18 protein-coding genes are annotated in these 18750 nt (G+C 65.8%); 8 read left to right on the forward strand and 10 right to left on the reverse strand.

Translation table 11 applies throughout. The annotated features are described in order from the left end of the window. Positions 1-90: 90 nt before the first annotated feature. Positions 91-495 (forward strand): MerR family transcriptional regulator, encoded by a 405-nt coding sequence (locus EJ903_RS21165; protein WP_126619192.1) that lies wholly within the window; start codon positions 91-93, stop codon positions 493-495. 56 nt (positions 496-551) lie between these two features. Beyond that, positions 552-2177: a 3-(methylthio)propionyl-CoA ligase gene (locus EJ903_RS21170; RefSeq protein ID WP_126619194.1), complete on the forward strand. Its 1626-nt coding sequence runs from the start codon at positions 552-554 to the stop codon at positions 2175-2177. A gap of 17 nt (positions 2178-2194) precedes the next feature. Here the strand turns inward: EJ903_RS21170 and EJ903_RS21175 are convergent, their stop codons facing one another. The 5 genes from EJ903_RS21175 to EJ903_RS21195 form a co-directional block, all read right to left on the reverse strand. Continuing rightward, positions 2195-3181, reverse strand: coding sequence for a hypothetical protein (locus EJ903_RS21175; RefSeq protein ID WP_126619196.1), 987 nt, complete (start codon positions 3179-3181; stop codon positions 2195-2197). Positions 3182-3326: 145 nt separating this feature from the next. Then, positions 3327-4004 (reverse strand): response regulator transcription factor, encoded by a 678-nt coding sequence (locus EJ903_RS21180; RefSeq protein WP_126619198.1) that lies wholly within the window; start codon positions 4002-4004, stop codon positions 3327-3329. Positions 4005-4452: 448 nt separating this feature from the next. Next, positions 4453-4815: a DUF6880 family protein gene (locus tag EJ903_RS21185; protein ID WP_126619200.1), complete on the reverse strand. Its 363-nt coding sequence runs from the start codon at positions 4813-4815 to the stop codon at positions 4453-4455. Between the two features lie 15 nt (positions 4816-4830). Next, entirely contained in the window at positions 4831-6201 is a 1371-nt protein-coding gene (locus tag EJ903_RS21190; protein ID WP_126619202.1) for a sigma-54-dependent transcriptional regulator, read from the reverse strand. Then, a complete protein-coding gene (locus EJ903_RS21195; RefSeq protein ID WP_126619204.1) occupies positions 6198-8042 on the reverse strand; it encodes a sensor histidine kinase in 1845 nt (614 codons plus the stop codon). The genes EJ903_RS21190 and EJ903_RS21195 overlap by 4 nt, the downstream gene beginning before the upstream one ends. Before the next feature lie 189 nt (positions 8043-8231). Here EJ903_RS21195 and EJ903_RS21200 point away from each other — a divergent pair, with 189 nt between their 5' ends. Together EJ903_RS21200 and EJ903_RS21205 are read left to right on the forward strand one after the other, a co-directional pair. Then, positions 8232-8858, forward strand: coding sequence for a class I SAM-dependent methyltransferase (locus EJ903_RS21200; protein WP_126619206.1), 627 nt, complete (start codon positions 8232-8234; stop codon positions 8856-8858). Between the two features lie 2 nt (positions 8859-8860). Then, positions 8861-9697, forward strand: a complete 837-nt coding sequence (locus tag EJ903_RS21205) for a uroporphyrinogen-III synthase (protein ID WP_126619208.1) — start codon at positions 8861-8863, stop codon at positions 9695-9697. Positions 9698-9710: 13 nt separating this feature from the next. On the opposite strand, the gene EJ903_RS27275 is transcribed toward EJ903_RS21205, so the two are convergent. The 4 genes from EJ903_RS27275 to EJ903_RS21220 all read right to left on the reverse strand — a co-directional run bounded on the left by EJ903_RS27275 (position 9711) and on the right by EJ903_RS21220 (position 13248). Next, positions 9711-9878, reverse strand: coding sequence for a hypothetical protein (locus tag EJ903_RS27275; RefSeq protein ID WP_174237342.1), 168 nt, complete (start codon positions 9876-9878; stop codon positions 9711-9713). Between the two features lie 224 nt (positions 9879-10102). Further along, complete coding sequence (ccoG, locus tag EJ903_RS21210) at positions 10103-11611, reverse strand: cytochrome c oxidase accessory protein CcoG (RefSeq protein ID WP_246015810.1); 1509 nt, start codon at positions 11609-11611, stop codon at positions 10103-10105. 211 nt (positions 11612-11822) lie between these two features. After that, entirely contained in the window at positions 11823-12260 is a 438-nt protein-coding gene (locus EJ903_RS21215) for a YqaA family protein (protein WP_126619212.1), read from the reverse strand. A 184-nt stretch (positions 12261-12444) separates the two neighbouring features. After that, the gene (locus tag EJ903_RS21220; protein ID WP_126619213.1) at positions 12445-13248 is read right to left on the reverse strand and encodes a hypothetical protein; all 804 of its coding nucleotides are present in this window, start codon (positions 13246-13248) and stop codon (positions 12445-12447) included. A gap of 407 nt (positions 13249-13655) precedes the next feature. Here EJ903_RS21220 and EJ903_RS21225 point away from each other — a divergent pair, with 407 nt between their 5' ends. Genes EJ903_RS21225 through EJ903_RS21235 form a run of 3 tightly spaced genes read left to right on the forward strand, consistent with a single transcriptional unit; the run spans position 13656 to position 16420 of the window. Next, the gene (locus tag EJ903_RS21225; RefSeq protein WP_126619215.1) at positions 13656-14411 is read left to right on the forward strand and encodes a glycosyltransferase family 2 protein; all 756 of its coding nucleotides are present in this window, start codon (positions 13656-13658) and stop codon (positions 14409-14411) included. 24 nt (positions 14412-14435) lie between these two features. After that, positions 14436-14750, forward strand: a complete 315-nt coding sequence (locus tag EJ903_RS21230; RefSeq protein WP_126619217.1) for a lipid-A-disaccharide synthase N-terminal domain-containing protein — start codon at positions 14436-14438, stop codon at positions 14748-14750. Continuing rightward, a complete protein-coding gene (locus EJ903_RS21235; protein ID WP_174237343.1) occupies positions 14747-16420 on the forward strand; it encodes an ArnT family glycosyltransferase in 1674 nt (557 codons plus the stop codon). The genes EJ903_RS21230 and EJ903_RS21235 overlap by 4 nt, the downstream gene beginning before the upstream one ends. A 23-nt stretch (positions 16421-16443) precedes the next feature. Here the strand turns inward: EJ903_RS21235 and EJ903_RS21240 are convergent, their stop codons facing one another. Further along, entirely contained in the window at positions 16444-17364 is a 921-nt protein-coding gene (locus EJ903_RS21240) for an ROK family protein (protein ID WP_126619221.1), read from the reverse strand. Between the two features lie 183 nt (positions 17365-17547). On the opposite strand from EJ903_RS21240, the gene EJ903_RS21245 reads away from it, so the two are divergent. After that, the gene (locus tag EJ903_RS21245) at positions 17548-18303 is read left to right on the forward strand and encodes a hypothetical protein (protein ID WP_126619223.1); all 756 of its coding nucleotides are present in this window, start codon (positions 17548-17550) and stop codon (positions 18301-18303) included. Positions 18304-18750 lie beyond the last annotated feature (447 nt).

The following is an 18750-nucleotide window of genomic DNA, read 5'->3' on the forward strand; positions in this document are numbered from 1 at the left end:
GCGCGCTTTAGATCATTAAAGTTGACTTTGCCAAGTGTTCGTGGCTGCAATCGGTTGCTGCGGCAGGGCGGTTGCAACAGAGGGGCGGGCATGGGCGATCGCGACCGGGTGTATGGCGTGACGGAGTTGGCGGCGGAGTTCGATCTGACGCCGCAGGCGCTGCGCTTTTACGAGGAAAAGGGCCTGTTGACGCCGCAGCGCGCGGGCGGTCGCCGGGTGTTCACCTACCGCGACCGGGCGCGCCTGATCCTGATCCTGAAATTCCGCCGCGTCGGATTCTCGTTGGAGCAGATCGCCGAGTATTTGGCGCATTACCGGACCGGTCGGCCCAGCGCCCAGCAGTATCAAGATGGCCTGACCAAAATCCGCAACCGTTTGGCCGCGTTGGAGCGTATGCAAAACGAGATTGCCGACATCGTCGGGGAGTTGAAGGCGATGGAGCGGGACGCCGAAGCCCGCTTGGCCGCCTGCGAACCGTCTTTGGCTGCCGATTGATCGCGAACACCACAGACAACACACCACAGAGAACCAAAAAACGGGGAGTGATGCCGATGCTGCGTGGATTGATGATGGATTCGCCATTGCTGGTGACGATGGCGCTGCGCCACGCCGCGCTGTACCACGCCGACACCGAAATCGTGTCGCGCACCACCGAAGGGCCGATCCACCGCTACACCTACGCGGACGCCTGGGCGCGGGCGCAAAAGCTGGCGCACGCGCTGGTCAAGCTGGGCCTGCAGCCTGGCGACCGGGTGGGAACGCTGGCCTGGAACGGCTATCGCCATTTGGAAGCCTATTACGCCATCAGCGGGTCGGGCATGGTCTGCCACACCATCAACCCGCGCCTGTTTCCCGAACAGATCGCCTACATCATCAACCACGCGCAGGATCAGGTGTTGTTCACCGATCTCACCTTCCTGCCGCTGCTGGAGGGGTTGGCCAGCCACCTGACCGGGGTGCGCGTGATTGTGGTGATGACTGACGCCGCCCACATGCCCGCCTCCAGCCTGCCGAATCTGCGCTGCTACGAGGATCTGATCGCAGACGAGCCGAGCGTTTTCGACTGGCCGGAGCTGGACGAGAACACGGCGTGCAGCATGTGCTACACCTCCGGGACCACCGGCAACCCGAAAGGCGTGCTGTACAGCCATCGGTCGTCGGTGCTGCACGCGCTGTCGGCCTGTCTGCCCGACGTGTTCGACCTCTCCGCGTCCGATGTGGTGCTGCCGGTGGTGCCGATGTTCCACGTCAACGCCTGGGGCATCCCCTACGCCGCGCCGATGGTGGGGGCCAAGCTGGTGTTTCCCGGTCCAAAGCTTGACGGGGCCAGCCTGCACGAACTGTTCGTCAGCGAAGGCGTGACCAACACCGCCGGGGTGCCCACCGTCTGGCTCGCCCTGCTGAATTGGCTGGACGCGAACAAGAAGACGCTGGGCACGCTGCGCCGGGTGGCGATCGGCGGGTCGGCCTGCCCGCCGGTGATGATCCAGCGCTTCAAGGATTTCGGGGTGCAGGTGCTCCACGCCTGGGGCATGACCGAAACCAGCCCGCTCGGCCTGGCCAACACGCCCAAGGCCAAGCATGGCGGTTTGGACGATGAGGCGGCCTTGACCCTGGCCTCCAAGCAGGGGCGCCCGATCTGCGGTGTCGAGTTCCGCGTGGTCGATGGCAACGGGGCCGATGTGCCGCGCGACGGCAAGAGCTTTGGCCGGTTGCTGGTGCGCGGGGCCTGGGTCTGTTCGGCCTATTTCGGTCTGGAGGGCAGCGCCGCGCACGAGGTGGTCCCCGGTTGGTTCGAAACCGGCGATGTGGTGACGATGGACGCCGACGGCTATGTCCAGATCGTCGACCGCACCAAGGACGTCATCAAGTCGGGTGGGGAGTGGATCAGCTCCATCGATCTGGAAAACATCGCGGTCGGTCATCCCGCCGTGCAGGAGGCCGCCGCCGTTGCCATCCCCGATGAAAAATGGGGCGAGCGGCCCTTGCTGGTGGTGGTGCTGAAGGAGGGGGCCAGCCTGACCAAGGACGAATTGCTGGCGGTGTTCGACGGCAAGGTCGCCAAATGGTGCATTCCCAACGACGTGCGTTTTGTCGAATCGCTGCCCCATACCGCCACCGGCAAGCTGCTGAAAAGCAGCATCCGCGACATGGTGACGGTCAAGTCAGCGTCCTGACCCGATCGCTCACGCCATCAGGCGGCTTCGCAGGAGGTTGCCTGTCGGCGTGAGCGGTTGCGAAGAACGACGATGGTCTGATCATCCTCGCCAACCGCCCCGTCGCGCAGCAGGATGGCCGCCGCCAACGTCGGATCCACACGGTGCAGGCCGCGTTCGACAAACAGCACCGGCAGACGCGAACAGCCGTCGCTGTGCAGAATGACGTGGTCGCCGGTCTCCCACCGCAGATGGACGCAAGCCGGAATTTGCGGGTTGTACCCGACCATCGCCCAACGCGCGGCCAGCGACGTGACCGCACCGTTGCGAATCATGCCTCCGGCGACGGTTCCCAACGCCGTGTAATCAACCGCATGGCCGCTCAGGCGCAGAACCGCTGCGGCTCCGGTTGCACCATCGGTTGACGGCGTGGCGGTGCATATGGCGGCAAGATCGCGACGGATGGCACCGATCACCATTTGCGCCGACAGGCCGGGTGTGGTGGAGGCCACCACAGCCTCGATACGGCGGGCGCGCCGGTTGCGGCCTGGTTGACCATCGACCAGAAGGGCCACCCCATGGTCCGCCCCGTCGCAACGGAAAAACCACCCGTCACCACAATCCGCAGCGTTCGGGTGCGGAACCATGACCACGCCCGCATCGACCAGAGCGTGGGAGGGGGGGGGAGCGCGATCCGTTGCCCACACCCGCGCCAAATGGGCGTTGCCGACGGTGGGTGTGTGATGGGATTGGATGAACCCGGCATGCTCGACCACCCGTTCGGTCGGGTCGCGGTCAAAGGCCAAACACTCGACTCCACGCGAATCCAGCGGACGCAGCAGAAGGGTAAGGGCTGTGGGCAAACGCTCCGGCGCGCTGGTCAGCGCCGTCACCACCGTGTTCAGCCGCTCGCGGGCCGCATCGCAAAGCCGCGTGTGGGCCAACGTCATCGCCCAGTCCCGCACCGCGTCGATGTCGTCAACCGTGGCGACATCGAAGCGACGGTGGCAGTGGGTGGGCAACATGACAAACGCTCCACGGGGCGTGGTGTGTGGTGATGGGCGAGAGTGTAAGGCCACCGATGGTGTGAACCCAAGCGTTCATCGTCCCAATCAACCACAACCCTGCCGGAGCGCCGGTTTCCCGGCGCGCTTTTCCGCTGTCTCTGGATCAGGGTGCCGTCATCTCAACCATGACTGGCATGGCGGGCACCGTGCGGGGGATGCTGTGGGTGCGCAGCATTTCCGCCGCTTCCCAAAGCCGTCCCAGACCAACGATCGACCGGCAACCGGTCTTCTCCATGATGCGGGCGCGGTGCACTTCCACGGTCTTGATGCTGATGCCCAAATCCCAGGCAATGGTCTTGCTTTGTTTGCCTTCGACAATCAGGCGCAGCACCTCGGCCTCGCGGCGGCTCAACAGGGCGAGGCGGCGGACGGCGTCACGGCCACGGTCGCGCTGTTGGGCATAGGGGCTTTCGTTGGTCAGGCAGGACCGCACCCGGTCCAGAAAGCTGGCGGTGCTGAACGGGTGCGCCAGGCAATCGGCGGCACCGGCTTTCATTGCGCTGACGGCCGCATCGACATCGCCGTGATCGGTGATGACCAGCACGGGCAGATCATGGCCGTGCAATCCGGCCTCGGCGATCAACTCCTGCGCCGTCATGTCGGGCAGCTCGTTGCGGACGACCAGGCAGGCGGATCCGGTGCCGAGCACCGACAGGGCGTCGGCCCCGGTGCTGTGCACCCGGCAGGCGATGCCGGCGGCTCCCAGAGCGCGCGCCAGAGTGCTGCGCAGCAACAGGTCGCCGTCAACGATATGAACGAGGCAAGCGGTTTGCGTGAACATCAGAGCGGCCCTCCACCACACAGGTCCAAAACCGATCGTCGCACCGGCTTTGAGCGTCCAATGATCCGTTGTTGTCACGAACCATCATCTTGAGACCCAGTGTAGCGGCGATGCCCTGCATATTTCTGCATGCACGAGGGATAGCGGAGCGGGCTAATGGGATACCAGGGATAATATCCGGCGATGCAATCCGGGCGAATTCGGATTGCGCAGGATAGTGGGAAGGTGGCGAACAAATCTCACGCGTTGCGTGGGGCGTGGATATTGTCGCGTGATCTAACCGCTCTGGAGCAACAACGGCTGAAGAATAACCGTTCATCACAAAATGCGATGCAAAATGCGACGGATTTTCATTCGGAAACGACATTTTCGCGCAAATCGAGATTATAAAATATCGCGATCGGGTCGTTCCCATCCAAGGCAGGCGCAAAGACGGCGCATGATCCTTTCATGTGCGCTTGGTGGGGGCAACCAGGCTCCAAATGCCGAGTTTCCGGCCATGGCTGGCTTTCAAAGCGGCGTGACAGTCCTGGTGCGATTCGATGGGGGCATCGGTTGGCAGCAGGCCACTCAGCGCCTCCAACACCGCCAGATAGCGGGCGGCCTGTCCGTAGGCGGGAGACTTTCCCCGTTTGAGGATGTCGTTGATCACGGCGCGGTACGGCACCGTCGCCGCCAGGGGGAAGCGCTCTTCCAGGGTCGCGGCGGCGGGACCAAGCACATCATGGTGCCGCCCATCCCAATCCGCGCGCCGGTCGATCACCAATTGGGCGGCACGCTCCAGGCTTGGCCACTCCAGGAGAAAGGTCAACGTTGAACGCGTCCGTCATCCCCGTGGCAGGAAGCGCGTCCGGTCCAGGCCGTGGCGGGCCATTTTTTCGTTCAGGGTGCGGCGGGGGATGTCCAGCAGGTCCATCACCGCTTTGATGTCGCCCCGGCAGCGGTCCAGCGCCTGTTCGATCACCCGCTTTTCGAAGGCGTCCATCTGGTCGCTGAGGGCGCGCGGGGCACCGAAATCACCGCCGACCGGGCGGCGGCGCAGCAGGGCCGCGATGCCGGTGCGACCGACCGATAGGACATGGCGTTCGGCCAGATTGCGCAACTCCCGCACGTTGCCCGGCCAATCATGGGCCAGCAGGGCATCCACATCCTCGGGATCGAACGGTCGGGCCTCGCGGCTGTGGCGGGCGGCGCTGTCGCTGGCGAAGGCGTCGAACAGCAGCGGGATGTCCTCGGCCCGCGCGCGCAACGGCGGGATGTGCAGTTCGGCGACGTTCAGGCGGTAATAGAGATCGGCGCGAAAGGCTCCCTCCTCGCTGAGGTCGAGCAGATCAACCTTGGTGGCGGCGATCAGGCGCAGATCGACCGGCAGCGGCTTGTTCGATCCCAACCGTTCGATGGTCCGTTCCTGCAAGGCGCGCAGCAGCTTGACCTGCAAGGACAGCGGCATGCTTTCGATTTCGTCCAGGAACAGGCTGCCGCCGCTTGCGTGTTCCAGCTTGCCGGTGCGGCGCTGGGCGGCCCCGGTGAAGGCCCCGGGTTCATGGCCGAACAATTCGCTTTCCGCCATGCTGTCGGGAATCGCCCCGCAATTGACGGCGACGAACGCCCCCTTGGCCCCGCGCGGCCCGAACTCGTGCAGGCAGCGGGCGACCAGTTCCTTGCCGGTCCCGGTTTCACCATGGATCAGCACGCTGGCGTTGGTCGCGGCCAGATCCAGAATCTCCCGCCGCAGATCCTCCATGGCGCGCGACACGCCGATCAGCGTCGCCGCGATTCCCGCCGGGCTGTCACCCACCCGGCGGCGCAGGCCCCGGTTGTCGAGGAGCAGGCGGCGCTTTTCGCAGGCCCGCCGGATCACCGCCACCAGATGATCGGGATCGAACGGCTTTTCGATGAAGTCATAGGCCCCGCGCCGCATCGCCTCCACCGCCAGCCCGACATCGCCATGACCGGTGACGAGGATCACCGGCAGATCGGCGTCGCGTTCCAACGCGCGGGCCAGAACGGCCATGCCGTCCATCCGCGCCATCTTCACATCGGTGACGAGGATGCCGGGGAAATCCGGCGACAACCGGTCGAGCGCGCGGTCGGGCGTCTCGAACGCCTCCGCCGCGAATCCGGCCAGTTGCAGCCATTGCGCGACCGACACGCGCATCGCCAGCTCGTCGTCGATGAACAGGACGGGGGTGGTCATGGCGGTGAAGGCTCCCTGGCGCTGGCGTCGGGCAGGCGGATGATGAAGCAGGCCCCGCCGTCGGCGTTGTTTTCCGCCCGCAGGCTGCCGCCGAAATCTCGGACGATGCCATAGGACAGCGACAGGCCGAGGCCAAGCCCCTGCCCGACCTCCTTGGTGGTGAAGAAGGGATCGAACAGGCGGCCCCGGTCGGCGTCGGCGATGCCGGTCCCCCGGTCGCGGATGCGGATTTCCCACGCCGCCGCGCCGTCCTCCGTCACCGGCTCGGCGGACAGCGACAGGCTCCGGTCCGCCGCATCGGCCATGGCGTCGGCGGCGTTGCGCAGCAGATTGACGAAGACCTGTTCCAACCGCACCGCATCGCCGCGCACCCGCGCGTCGGGCGGGATGCGGGTGTCGAGCGCGACGCCCTCGTCGCGCAGGCGGGGGGCGAGCAGGGCCAAGGCGCGTTCCATGGCGCGGGCCACCGGAACCGCCTCCACCCGCGCCGGTCCCTTGCGGGCGAAATCCTTGAGATGGCCCGAAATCACCGCCATCCGTTCGGCCAGATCGCCGATCATCGCCAGATTGCTTTGCACCAGCGCGTGTTCGCCCCGTTCGGCCAGAATGCGGGTGGAGGCGGCAAAGGTGCGGATCGCCGCGAGCGGCTGGTTGATCTCGTGCGCCAAGGCCGCCGACATCTGGCCCAGCGCCGCCAGCTTGCCCGCCTGGATCAGCTCCTCCTGCGCCTCGCGCAGCACGCGGTTGGCGGCGACCAGCTCGGCGGTGCGTTCGGCGACCCGGCGTTCGAGCAAGGCGTGGGATTCCCGTTGCAGGCGCAGCGTCTGCCGGCGTTGCTGGCCCAGCGCGGCCCCTGCGGCCAGCAGCAGCACCGCCAGCGCGGCCAGCAGGGCGGCGGTGTCGGCCTGCACCCGCACCGGCTCCAGATCGGACAGAAAGCGGATGGTCCAGCCGAATTCCGGCAGAACGCGATCCTGCATCAGATAGGCGCGGCGCGCGCCGCCGGAGCGGTCGGGGCGGTCGGGGGCTGGGTCGGGCAGGCTGACCAGCCGCGCGCCGGGGCCGACCGCATCCCCTTCGCGCAGGCCGAGCGGGTCGAGCGCGCTGCCGTCATATTGCCGGGTTTCATCCAGCCGCGCCCGCACCGCGTCGGGCAATGGGTGGAGGGCGCGGTATTTCCACCCGGCGTGGCTGGCCAGGAACACGACGCCGTTGTCGTCGGTGACGAGCACCCGCTCGCCCCCCGCCGCCCAATCGCGTTGCACCGGCTCCAGATCGATCTTGACCACGGCGAGGCCAATCACCCCCCGGTCGGTCTGGGCGGCGTGCGACAGGAAATAGCCGGGCAGGCCGGTGGTGACGCCGATGCCGAAATAGCGCCCGCTGCCGGTTTCCATCGCCTGCCGAAAATAGGGGCGGAAGTTGTAGCGCTGGCCGACGAAGCTCTGGGCCGGATCGCGCCAGTTGCTGGACGCCAGCGCCAACCCGCTGCGGTCCACCAGATAGAGCGCGGCGGATCCGGCGGTGGCGTTGGCGTCCTCCAACCGGCGATTGACCGTGTCGCGCCGCGCCTCGGTCGGGTCGGCCAGCAGGGCGAGCGCGTCATGGTCGCGGGTGGTCAGGGCGGGCAGGTAATCGTAACGGCCAACGGCGTTGCGGATGCTGCTGGCGTACAGGCCCAGCCGCTGTTCGCCGTTGACGATCACCGCGTCCAGCGCGGCCGATTCGGCCCAGCGATGCGCCCCCCAGGCGGCCAGACCGGTGGCGAGCGCCGTCAGCCCGGCGAAGGCCAGGGCGCGTGGGCCGAAGGGGCGGCGGTGGGGGCGGGCGGGACGGCGCATGGGCACACTCCTAAGGGCGGTGGCCGGGGCTGTCCAGCGCCGTCACGCGACGGACCTTTGCGTCACTTTTGTGTTGGGGCAAAGCCCGCTATGGTCCTGTCCGGACCGGCGGAACGGGGGACGCACCGCCGATCCGGGCCGTTCTGATCCAGGCCGGTTCGATTTTGGCCGCTGCAAGGGGATTTTGCCATGGACGCCGTTTCCATCCGCGCCGCTTACCGTCGCTACGCCGGGTTTTACGACCGTGTGTTCGGCACCCTTCTGGCCTCTGGCCGTCACGCGGCGGTCGCGTGGTTGAACCGGCGCGGCGGCTTGCGCATCCTGGAGGTGGGGGTGGGGACCGGCCTGTCGCTGTCCGATTACCGCACCGACAACCGCGTGGTTGGCATCGACCTGTCCACCGACATGCTGAAGGTGGCGCAGGAGCGGGTGGCGCGCGAACATCTGACCCATGTCGAAGGGCTGCTGGAGATGGACGCGGGCAAGCTGGCCTTCGCCGACGGCAGTTTTGACGTGGTGGTGGCCATGTATGTGATGACTGTGGTTCCCGATCCGCAGGGCACGATGGCCGAGTTGGAGCGCGTCTGCAAACCCGGCGGCGACATCGTCATCGTCAACCATTTCGCTGCCCCCCGCCCCGGCCTGCGGCGCACGGTGGAAAATTGGCTGGCCCCCTTGTCGAAGAAGCTGGGCTGGCGACCGGATTTCACGCTCGATTCGCTGCTGCGCGGGTCGCCGCTGTCGGTGGAGAGCGTCGAGACGGTTCCGCCCTTCGGCCTGTTCAGCCTGCTGCACTGCCGCCGCCAGGGGGCCTGACCATGAGCGAGGCCACGGCAAACGCGGGCGATCTGACTGGGCGGCGCATCCTGGTCCCGGAAAGCCGGGATTTGGAGCTGTTCGCCCGGATGATGGAGCAGCATGGCGCGCTGTGCGTCCGCTGCCCGATGGTCAAGATTCTCGATCTCGACGATCCGGCCCCGGCGCGGGATTGGCTGGACCGGCTGCTGGCCGGTGCCTTCGACGACGTGATCCTGCTGACCGGCGAGGGGTTGCGCCGTTTGATGACCGTCGCCCGCGCCGATGGGCGGGAGGCGGCGGTGGTCGCCGCCCTGGGCCGCGCCCGCGTGCTTGTGCGCGGGCCGAAGCCGGTGAAGGCGCTGCGGGAACTCGGCCTGTCCGCCCACCGGGTCGCCCCGGCCCCGACCACCGACGGCGTGATCCAGGCGCTGGCGGAGGAGGATTTGACCGGGCGGACGGTGGGGGTGCAGTTGTACCCGGACAACCCGAACGCTGTTCTGCTCGACGCGGTGCGCGCGCGGGGCGGGGTCCCGGTGGCGGTCACGCCCTACCGCTACGCCTCCGATTCGGAGACCGGCGCGGTGGAGGACGCGATTCGCGACATGGCGGCGGGACGCTTCGATTTCGTCGCCTTCACCGCCTCGCCCCAGGTGCGCCGCTTGCAGGAGGTGGCGGAGGCGCGCGGCCTGCTTGACGCGCTGCGCGGCGGCTTGGCCAACACCCGCATCGCCGCCGTCGGCCCGGTGGTGGCCGAGGCCGTGGTGGCGCTGGGCGGAACCGTGGCGGTTGCCCCGGAATCCACCTTTCACATGAAGCCGCTGGTCAACGCCATCCGCGATTTGCTGGCGCGGGGGTGAGTGTCCCTTGCCCTCAGCCGCCGATGTCGTTGCGGAACAGCTCCAGATCCAGATGCTCCATCCGCATCCGGCGCTGACCGGCGGGTTTGCGGGCGAAGGGACGGCGCAGCGGTCGCCGCAGGGCGGCGCGGGCGCGGACGATCAGCGAGGTGCAGCGGGCGGTGATGGTCGTGGTGCGCATGTCCGACTCGTCCTCAATACAGGGGCAAGGGTGGTCGTGAGGCAGGCTCCTATCCAATCACGCGACCATGAACCCGGCGTGTGACCGTTTTGGTCTCTGTTCGATGGCGAATCCGTGTCACGGCACGCAACAGCGTTGCTTTGGGCATAAAAAGTTTTGGGCATGAAAAAGGGCGGGGACCGTCTGGTCGCCCGCCCCTGTGTCGGCGCTTGTGAAGACGCGCGTCAGTTTGCCGGGCCGAGGAAGACGCTGTCGCGGCTGTTGCGGTCGGCGGCGGCCTTGTCGGACAGGTGGAAGGTCATGGGCAGGGAGGTGGCCGTCACGCTGGCGCGCGGGGCGGTGACATAGACGCGGTAGGTGGCGACGCTGTCGGGCGAGGCGGAGATGGTCGCCGCGTGATCCTTGGCCTCCGCACCGTCGGTTTCGCCAATCACCTTGATCTCGGCCCCCGGAACGCCGCTGACCGTCATCACATAGGCGCGGGATTGGCGGGTCTTGTTGGCGACCTTGAAGGTGTAGGCGTTGCGGATGCTGCCGTCGGACAGGGTGACGAACAGCGGCGCGCGGTCGCGCAACACAGTGATGTCCAGGCGCGGGCGCAGGGCAAAGCTCCACGCCATCGCCCCGCCGACGACCAGCAGTATCAGGCCGTACATGATGGTGCGCGGGCGGATCAGACGCCATTGATAGGTCTTGCCGGAAGCGCGGGTTTCCTGGGCGGCCAGCGAATCGAACTGGATCAGCTTGGGCGCCAGGCCCTGAGCGATCATGATGCTGTCGCAGGCGTCCACGCACAGGCCGCAATTGATGCAATCGGCCTGTTCGCCGGTGCGCACGTCGATGCCGACCGGGCAGACCTGCACGCATTGGCCGCAATCGATGCAGTCGCCAAAGCCCTTGGCCCGCCGTTCCTCCCAGCTTTCCGACTTGCGTTTCGGCGCGCGGTTGTCGCCCCGGTCGGCGCGGTAGGTGACGACCAGGCTGTGCTCGTCCAGCATCGCGCTTTGGAAACGCGGCCACGGGCACATGTAGGTGCACATCTGCTCGCGCGTCCACCCGGCCATCATGTAGGTCATGCCGGTGAACAGCGCGAAGAAGCTGACCGCCTCATAGGACGCGTTGAAGGTGATCAGTTCGTGCGCCAGGGTCGGGGCGTCGGCGAAAAAGGCGACGAAACCAAAGCCGGTGACGACGCTCAAGGCCAGCCACGCCGCGTGTTTGCCGGTTTTGCGGGCGAGTTTCCGCGCCGTCCAGGGGGCCTTGTCCCCCCGGATGCGCTCGGCGCGGTCGCCTTCGAACAGCCGCTCGATCCACACGAACAGATCGGTCCACACGGTTTGCGGGCAGGCGAAGCCGCACCACACCCGGCCAGCCAGCGCGGTGGCCAGGAACAGGCCCAACGCCGCGACGATGAGCACGCCGGTCAGGTAGTAAATCTCCTGCGGCCAGATCTCGATCCAGAAGATGAAGAAGCGCGGGGTGCTCAGATCGAACAGCACGGCCTGCGCCGGAGCGTCACCGCCGCGTTCCCAGCGGATCCAGGGGGCCAGATAGAACAGAGCCAACAGGACGACGAAGGTGACGGTTTTCATCCGCCGGTACAGGCCCTTCACCGCCTTGGGGTGGATTTTCTTCTGGCTTTCAAACAGCACGACGGCGTCGGCGGCGGGAGTTGCCGCCGTCTTCTTGCTGGTCTTGTCCGACGCTGGCTGAACGATGCTACCGTCTGGCATGGCGGGGGCCTGGATTCCGGGTCTGTGAGCGACACGGACCATAGGCGCACGCCGTGTGGATTCAATTGACCGTGGTCAATGGACTCTCACGAAAAAGCCGCATTGTCTTTGCGGTTTCTTTGGGCGGTGCGGACAATCCGCGTTTCCGCCACGCGTGATACGCCGCTGGACCGCCATCCTCAAGCCTCTTGTTGCGTCGCAACATACCGCATCACGGATAGTGCGCCGAGGCAACCATCAGGAATATATAGCGTCCGGCCTTCCCCAGCGTGACCAGGGCCAGGAACAGCCGCCAGTCCACCCGCAGGATTCCGGCGACCAGGGTCAGGGGGTCGCCGATCACCGGCAGCCACGCCAACAGCAGCGACCACACCCCGAAACGTTGAAACCAGCGGGTGGCTCGTTCAATCATTGATACCGAAACGGGAAACCAGCGACGGCCTTGAAAACGCATCAAAAAACGACCGAGCGCCCAGTTTGACGCTGATCCCAGAACGTTCCCCGCCGTGGCCGCCAGCACCAACAGACCGTCGCTGTAGCCACCCGTCCGATGCAGGGCGATCAGCAAAAGTTCCGATTGCGCGGGCAACAGGGTGGCCGCGACCAGCGCGGACAAAAAGAGACCCGCGTAGGCGGCGATGTCCGACATGGGGGAGAGCGCCTTGGTCCGGTGACGGTGGAGGGTCTTAAATCGATGGGGTGACGCAAAGGCAAGCGGAAAAATCGGGCAGGGGCCACGCGCGCCACGCACCGCTGCGCGGGCATGAAAAAACCCCGCTCCGGTGGGACGGAGCGGGGTTTTGAAAGGCGATCACACCGGCCGGCGCCGCCGGTTACTGCGGACGGCGCGACGCGCGGTGCGCCGGGATGGGAATCGGGCGGATCGCCTGTTCCTCCCGACGGCTGGCCGACATGTCGATCTCGATGCGCGAGAGCGCCTTGCGCAGTTCATGCACGGTTTCCGACAGGGCTTGGATCGTTCCCTCGGCAGGCTGCTGCCGCCAGCCGCGATAGGCGTTGATGCAGGCCTTGGCCGTGTCGCGCAAACGACCTTCAACCGCGTCCACGGGTGCGGAGGCCGACGGGGCGGCGGTCGGAGCGCCCGCCGCCGGAGCGGAGGAGGGCGTCGGGGCGGATGCGGTCGGAGTTCCCGCCGGTCGAACCGCTTCCGCCGTGGGCGCGGGCTGCGGAGCCGGTTCCGGTCGATTGAGTCGCAACGTTTCCGTGGCGGGTGCGGGTATGGGTGCCGGTGGCTGCGGCGCAACCGCCGGAGCGTCGTCCGACCGCGTTTCGGCAGGCCGGGTCAGGCGTTGACGGGGCCGCGCCGCCGGTGTGCGCTCGGTTCCGGTTTCAACAGGCGCTGCGGCGGGCGGAGCCGTTTCAACCACCGGTGCTTCGGCGGCGGGAGCGGCGGGCGGGGCGGCTTCGGCGTCCACATTCAGTTCGCCCTGACCGGAAGCGGCCTCGGCCTTTTTGATGATATAAGAAATCGCGCTTGGCGTGCATTCAAACTCGCGGGCAATGGCTGACAACGTCACGCCACTGTTGTAACGCTCAAGAATGTCCGGCCAAGCCGATTGAGGAATGCGGCCACGCTTTTTCGGCGACTCAGGTTCGCTCCCGCTGTCTGCGCTCATTATATCGCTCGGTTGCCAAAGTGATTTTTCAGTCATTCGTCAGCATGGGTCGCCGGTTCGCGCGCTGTTTGTGCATGGATACGGGATCACGAGCATCAACAGCATGGGGCGTCACGCTGGCGAGTGATGTTTTCGGTACCGATGACTATCGGAAACTCCTGTCGAAAATGCCAGCATAACTTTGCGCGGAATTACGAATTTGTCAGTGGAAGAGGGCGGATGATGGGGGGTGGTTTTTAAAACCCCCGATGGTGCGCGGGATTTTAAAGCCGCCGCTGCGCTGCAGCATGGAGAAAGTCCCGCCCGCCCTTGCGGGGGACGCGGGGCTGCTCCGGTTCTCCGGCCTCCCTTTTCCTCTACCGTTTGCGGCGGCGCGGGAGTATTTTGCGGCCCGTTCGAGGAATGGGATGGCCGCAGTGAGCATGATTTCGGAAGGTCGGCCACCGGTTCGGTTGTCGGTGGTCGTTCCGGTTTTCAACGAAGCCGACAATGTCCTGCCGCTGCTGGACGAGATTGAGCGGGCGTTGGCACCGGTGGGCGGGTTTGAAGTGATCTTCGTCGATGATCAATCCGACGACGACACCCAGGTCCGCTTGGCACCAGCGGTGGCGTCCGGTCGTTTGCGCGTGCTGCGTCATCGCAACCGCTCCGGCCAAAGCGCGGCGGTGCGCAGCGGGGTCAAGGCGGCGCGTGGCGAATGGGTGGTGACGCTGGACGGCGACGGGCAGAACGACCCGGCGGACATTCCCGCCCTGTTCGCCCTGGTGTCCGCAGGGCAGGCCGGTGCGCCTGTTCTGGTCGGCGGCATCCGCAAGCGGCGTCAGGACAGCCTGTCCAAACGATTGGCTTCGCGCTTTGCCAACGCGGTTCGGCAGGCATTCCTGCAGGATGGTTGCACCGACAGTGGTTGCGGTTTGAAGCTGTTCCGTCGCGATGCCTTTCTGGATCTGCCGTTCTTCGGGGCGATTCACCGTTTTCTGCCCGCCCTGTTCCGCGCCTACGGTCATCCGGTGGCCTATGTGCCGGTCAACCACCGTCCGCGCGAGCGGGGGGTGTCGAAATACAGCAATTGGCGTCGTGGTCTGATTGGTGTCGTCGATCTGCTGGGTGTGTATTGGCTCAAGCGACGCACCACCCGCTCCGCCATCATTGAAGATTTGTAAGACCGCCGTTAACGGACACCCATCATGCTTGATCGCGCCATCGCCTGGTACTACAGCCAGAGTTCGACCGATTTGATCTGGATCGGTCTTGGTTTCTTCGCCCAAACGCTTTTCATGATGCGCTTTGTTGTTCAATGGATCGCCAGCGAGCGCGCGCGCAAGAGCGTTATGCCTGAAGTCTTCTGGTATTTCTCCATTGGCGGCGGTGTTCTGCTGCTGGCCTATTCGGCCTATCGTGTCGATCCGGTGTACATGGTGGGGCAGGCCATGGGATTGATCATTTATTTGCGCAACTTGTATTTTGTGTGGGTGAACAAGGCGAAGAGGAGCGAGGCGTGACCGGTCGCCTGCCGCTTTATGCGTATCTTCTGCTGATCCTGCTGAGCGCGGCCCTTTTTCTGCCCGGCTTTTCCTCTTTGCCGCCTTTCGACCGGGACGAGGCGCGTTTTGCGCAAGCGTCTTCCCAGATGCTCGACAGCGGCAACTATGTGGACATCCGGTTTCAGGAGGAAACCCGCTACAAAAAACCGGTTGGAATCTATTGGCTGCAAAGCGCGGCGACCGCCGCTGCGGCGTCGGTGGTTGGCGACGCCAAGATGATCTGGACCTATCGGATCCCGTCTGTTTTGGGGGCGACCATCGCGGTGCTGGCCAGCGCCTGGGTCGGTGCGCGGTTGTTTGGCGGGCTTGCCGGGTTTCTCACCGGCGTCATGATGGCGTCCTGTGTCGTGTTGGGGGTTGAAGCCCGCATGGCGAAAACCGACGCGGTTCTGCTGGCCACCGTGGTCGTCGGACAGGCGGCGTTGGCTCATCTTTATCTGACCCGTGCGCAGGACGCACCAAGCGGTCGGGCCGCGTGGCGGGTGCCGGTGCTGTTCTGGGTGTCGGCGGGCTTGGGAATTCTCATCAAGGGACCAATCGTTTTGCTGGTCTCGGGCAGCACTCTGCTGGTTCTGGCGCTCTGGGACCGCAAGGCGGACTGGATGGCGCGCCTGAAGCCGTTGGCCGGATTGTTGATCGTGCTTGCCATCGCCGCCCCCTGGTTGATCGCCATTGCGATCAAAACCCAAGGGGCGTTCTTCGCGGAATCCGTCGGGCACGACATGCTGGGCAAGGTTGCGGGCGGGCAGGAGGGCAAGGGCCTGCCACCCGGTTACTACCTGCTCAGTTTCTGGGTGACGTTCGCTCCCTGGTCCTTTTTGGCGCTGCTGGCGGTTCCGTGGGTGTGGTTGCGGCGCCGAACGGATGCGGTGCGGTTTTGCATCGCCTGGATTGTGCCGAGTTGGCTGGTGTTTGAAGCGGTCCCCACCAAGCTCCTGCATTACACACTGCCGGTTTTTCCGGCGATTGCGGCCTTGGCGGCTGCGGCCTTGCTGGATCGCGTGGACCGTGTGGCCGACCACCCCCGTCGGCATCTCACCTCGGGGGCGGTCGGGTTGGGAGCTTTGGGCTTTGGTGCCCTGACGCTGGCGGTTGCGGTCGTCCCCTATCTGGTGGACCAGCGCATCGACCCGGTCGCGTTGGCGCTGGTTCCGGTGGTGGCGGGTCTGTTCGCCTTGTCGGTGCGTGGTCTGTTGCACGCGCAGCTCCGCTCCGGCGTGTTGGCTGGCGTGGCGGCGGCCGGGGTGCTGTACGCAGGCTGCTACAGCGTGGTGTTGCCAGCCATCGATGGCGTGTGGATCAGCCGCCAGGCGGCCAAGGCGGTGGCCGCGACACAACCCTGCCCGAACAGTGTTGTTGCATCGGCGGGCTATTCGGAGCCCAGCCTTGTCTTCCTGCTGGGCACGCCCACCAAGCTGGTCCATGGCGGCGCGGCGGCGGAGCACCTGATCGCCGATCCGGCCTGTGCCCTGGCGTTGGTGGAGGATCGCGAGGAATCGGCCTTTCGTGCCGTGACCGACCCGGCTTTCGGTGTGCGTGGACCGGTGCGTTTGGCCGAGATCAACGGTTTCAACTACAACACCGGCAAGCGTGTTCATCTGTCTCTGTACGCCCGCCCGGGACCCTGACGGGCGGCCGAATCGAGCGAAGGTCAGGCCGCGTCAGGATGCTCCTCGGGCTGCCACAGCCACGCGGCTCCGCGGACTCCGCTGGAGTCGCCGTGCATGGCTTGCCGGATCGGTGTGTCGAGCTGATCGGTGAACGCCCAGCGGGCAATGGCCGACGGCAATTTCTCGTACAGAACGGCGGCGTTTGAAACGCCGCCGCCCAACACGATCACGTCGGGATCCAGCAGGTTGACCACGCTGGCCAAACCGCGTCCCAACCGATCCACCAACCGATCCACCGTGGCCGCACAGGCGGCGTCACCGTCCTGCGCGCGGGTGAAGATTGCGTGGGCGCTCAGGGCTTCGCCGGTCACGCGCTGGTGGTCGGCGGCCACGGCCGGGCCGGACAAATGGGTTTCCAGACAGCCACGCTTTCCGCAATAGCAGGCCGGGCCGGGCTGTTCCGTCTCGTTGGGCCAAGGCAGCGGATTGTGCCCCCATTCACCGCCGATGGCGTTGCGGCCCGACAGCGGTCGGCCATGGGCGACGATTCCCCCGCCGCACCCGGTGCCGATGATCGCGGCAAACACAACCCCACACCCGGCTCCGGCCCCATCCGCCGCTTCGGAAACCGCCAGACAATTGGCGTCGTTCTCCACCCGCACCGGACGGTTCAAGGCCACGCTCAGATCCCGGTCGAGCGGATGGCCGATCAGCCAAGTCGAGTTGGCGTTCTTCACCAGACCGGTGGAGGGGGAAATGGCCCCTGGAATGCCGACGCCAACCGTGGCCCGTCCACCGATCTCGGTTTCCAGGCTCTGAACCAACCCGGTGATGGTGGCGATGGTGCCCGCGTAATCGTCGCGCGCTGACGGCACCCGCCGCCGAACCAGCGCTGTGCCGTTGCGGTCGAGGACGATGCCTTCGGTCTTCGTGCCGCCAAGATCAATGCCGATGCGAAACATACCGTTAGCATTAACGGCGAAGGAGCGTGGCTTCAAGCCATCCTGTGACAAAGGGCGCTCCGCGCCGGGGGAAAGCCGTTCCGCCGGGCAAATCGCTTGGAGCGGTCCGGGCGATGGGGTAGAAGGACGGCTTGGCGGACTGCCGCCCGCCTGTTCAAACGAACCGCGCCACCGGAGCACAAGATGAGTCGCCTGCGCGCCGCCATGACACTGTCCTCTTCCCCGTTGCGCCGCATGGCCCTGGTGGGTGCCGTGCTGGCCGCCCCGCTTCTTCCCGGTTCGGCTTTCGCGGCGGACGCCAAGCCCGCCGAAGCCAAGCCGCCGGTTGCCAAGGCGTCCATCGCCAAGCCGCAGGCCTGCTACACCCGCAGCGAACACGCGGCGGAGCAGTTGATCCGCATGCACACGGAAATGATGGTGGTCGGGTTGACCTGCAAATCCGTTGTGCCGGAAAAGAACCCGTTCGGTCTCTATCAGGATTTTTCGATCAAGCATCGTGCCCTGCTGTCCAGCTCGGAAGCGACGATGATCGGACACTACAAGAAGACCAGCGGCTCCAGCGCGACCAAGAATTTCGACTCGTTCCGCACGGAGTTGGCGAACGAGATCAGCCGTCGCGCCGCGACCATCGGGATCCCGCAATATTGTGAATCCTTTGTGGACCGCTCCAAGGCGGCGGCGAAGGATTTGAACGCCGATGATCTGCGCGTGCTGACCAGTGACGAAAAGAACGCGGGCCTGATGCATCTGGCCAGCAAGCCGCTGTGCGACGTCAAGGTCGTGAGCGTGCCGGACACCAGCCCGTTCCAGGTGGCTCAGGCCGCCCCCGCCACCGCCGCGAAGCCCGCCAAGGCCAACAAGCCCAAACCCGCCGCCAAGGCTCCGGCCAAGCCCAAGGTGGCTGAGGGTGCCACGAGCCAAACGGTGGCGGCGCGCTGACGCGTTCCATTTCCAAGAACCGCCCTTGACCAAGGCCCCGTCCGCGCTCTGCGGGCGGGGCCTTTGCTGTTTGCACCCGCCATCCGGTGCGATGCGCCTGGCCGCAACGGGACGCATGCGCAACACACAAATCTGTCTTGCAAAAATCCACCGGGCTGGTACTACCGGAACACGAGGCGGGCTTGTCTCGGCGCTGTCATCAACGGGTGCCGGGGATGGGCTTGAACAGGAAAAACCATGACCCGTCAATTCCATAGGCGGGTGGACCAGACAGGGGGCTGCTGTTGCGTGATCGGTGTGCCGCGTGTGCCCGTGTCGCCGCATCCTGCCTTTGCAACGCGCTGAAGGCGGGGTGACGCTATGGATTATTTCATACAGCAATTGATCAACGGCCTATCGCTTGGGGCCATTTATGGCCTGATCGCGATTGGCTACACGATGGTCTAC

The sequence above is a fragment of the Azospirillum griseum genome, from assembly GCF_003966125.1.
In the GTDB taxonomy this organism is placed as follows: Bacteria; Pseudomonadota; Alphaproteobacteria; order Azospirillales; family Azospirillaceae; genus Azospirillum; species Azospirillum griseum.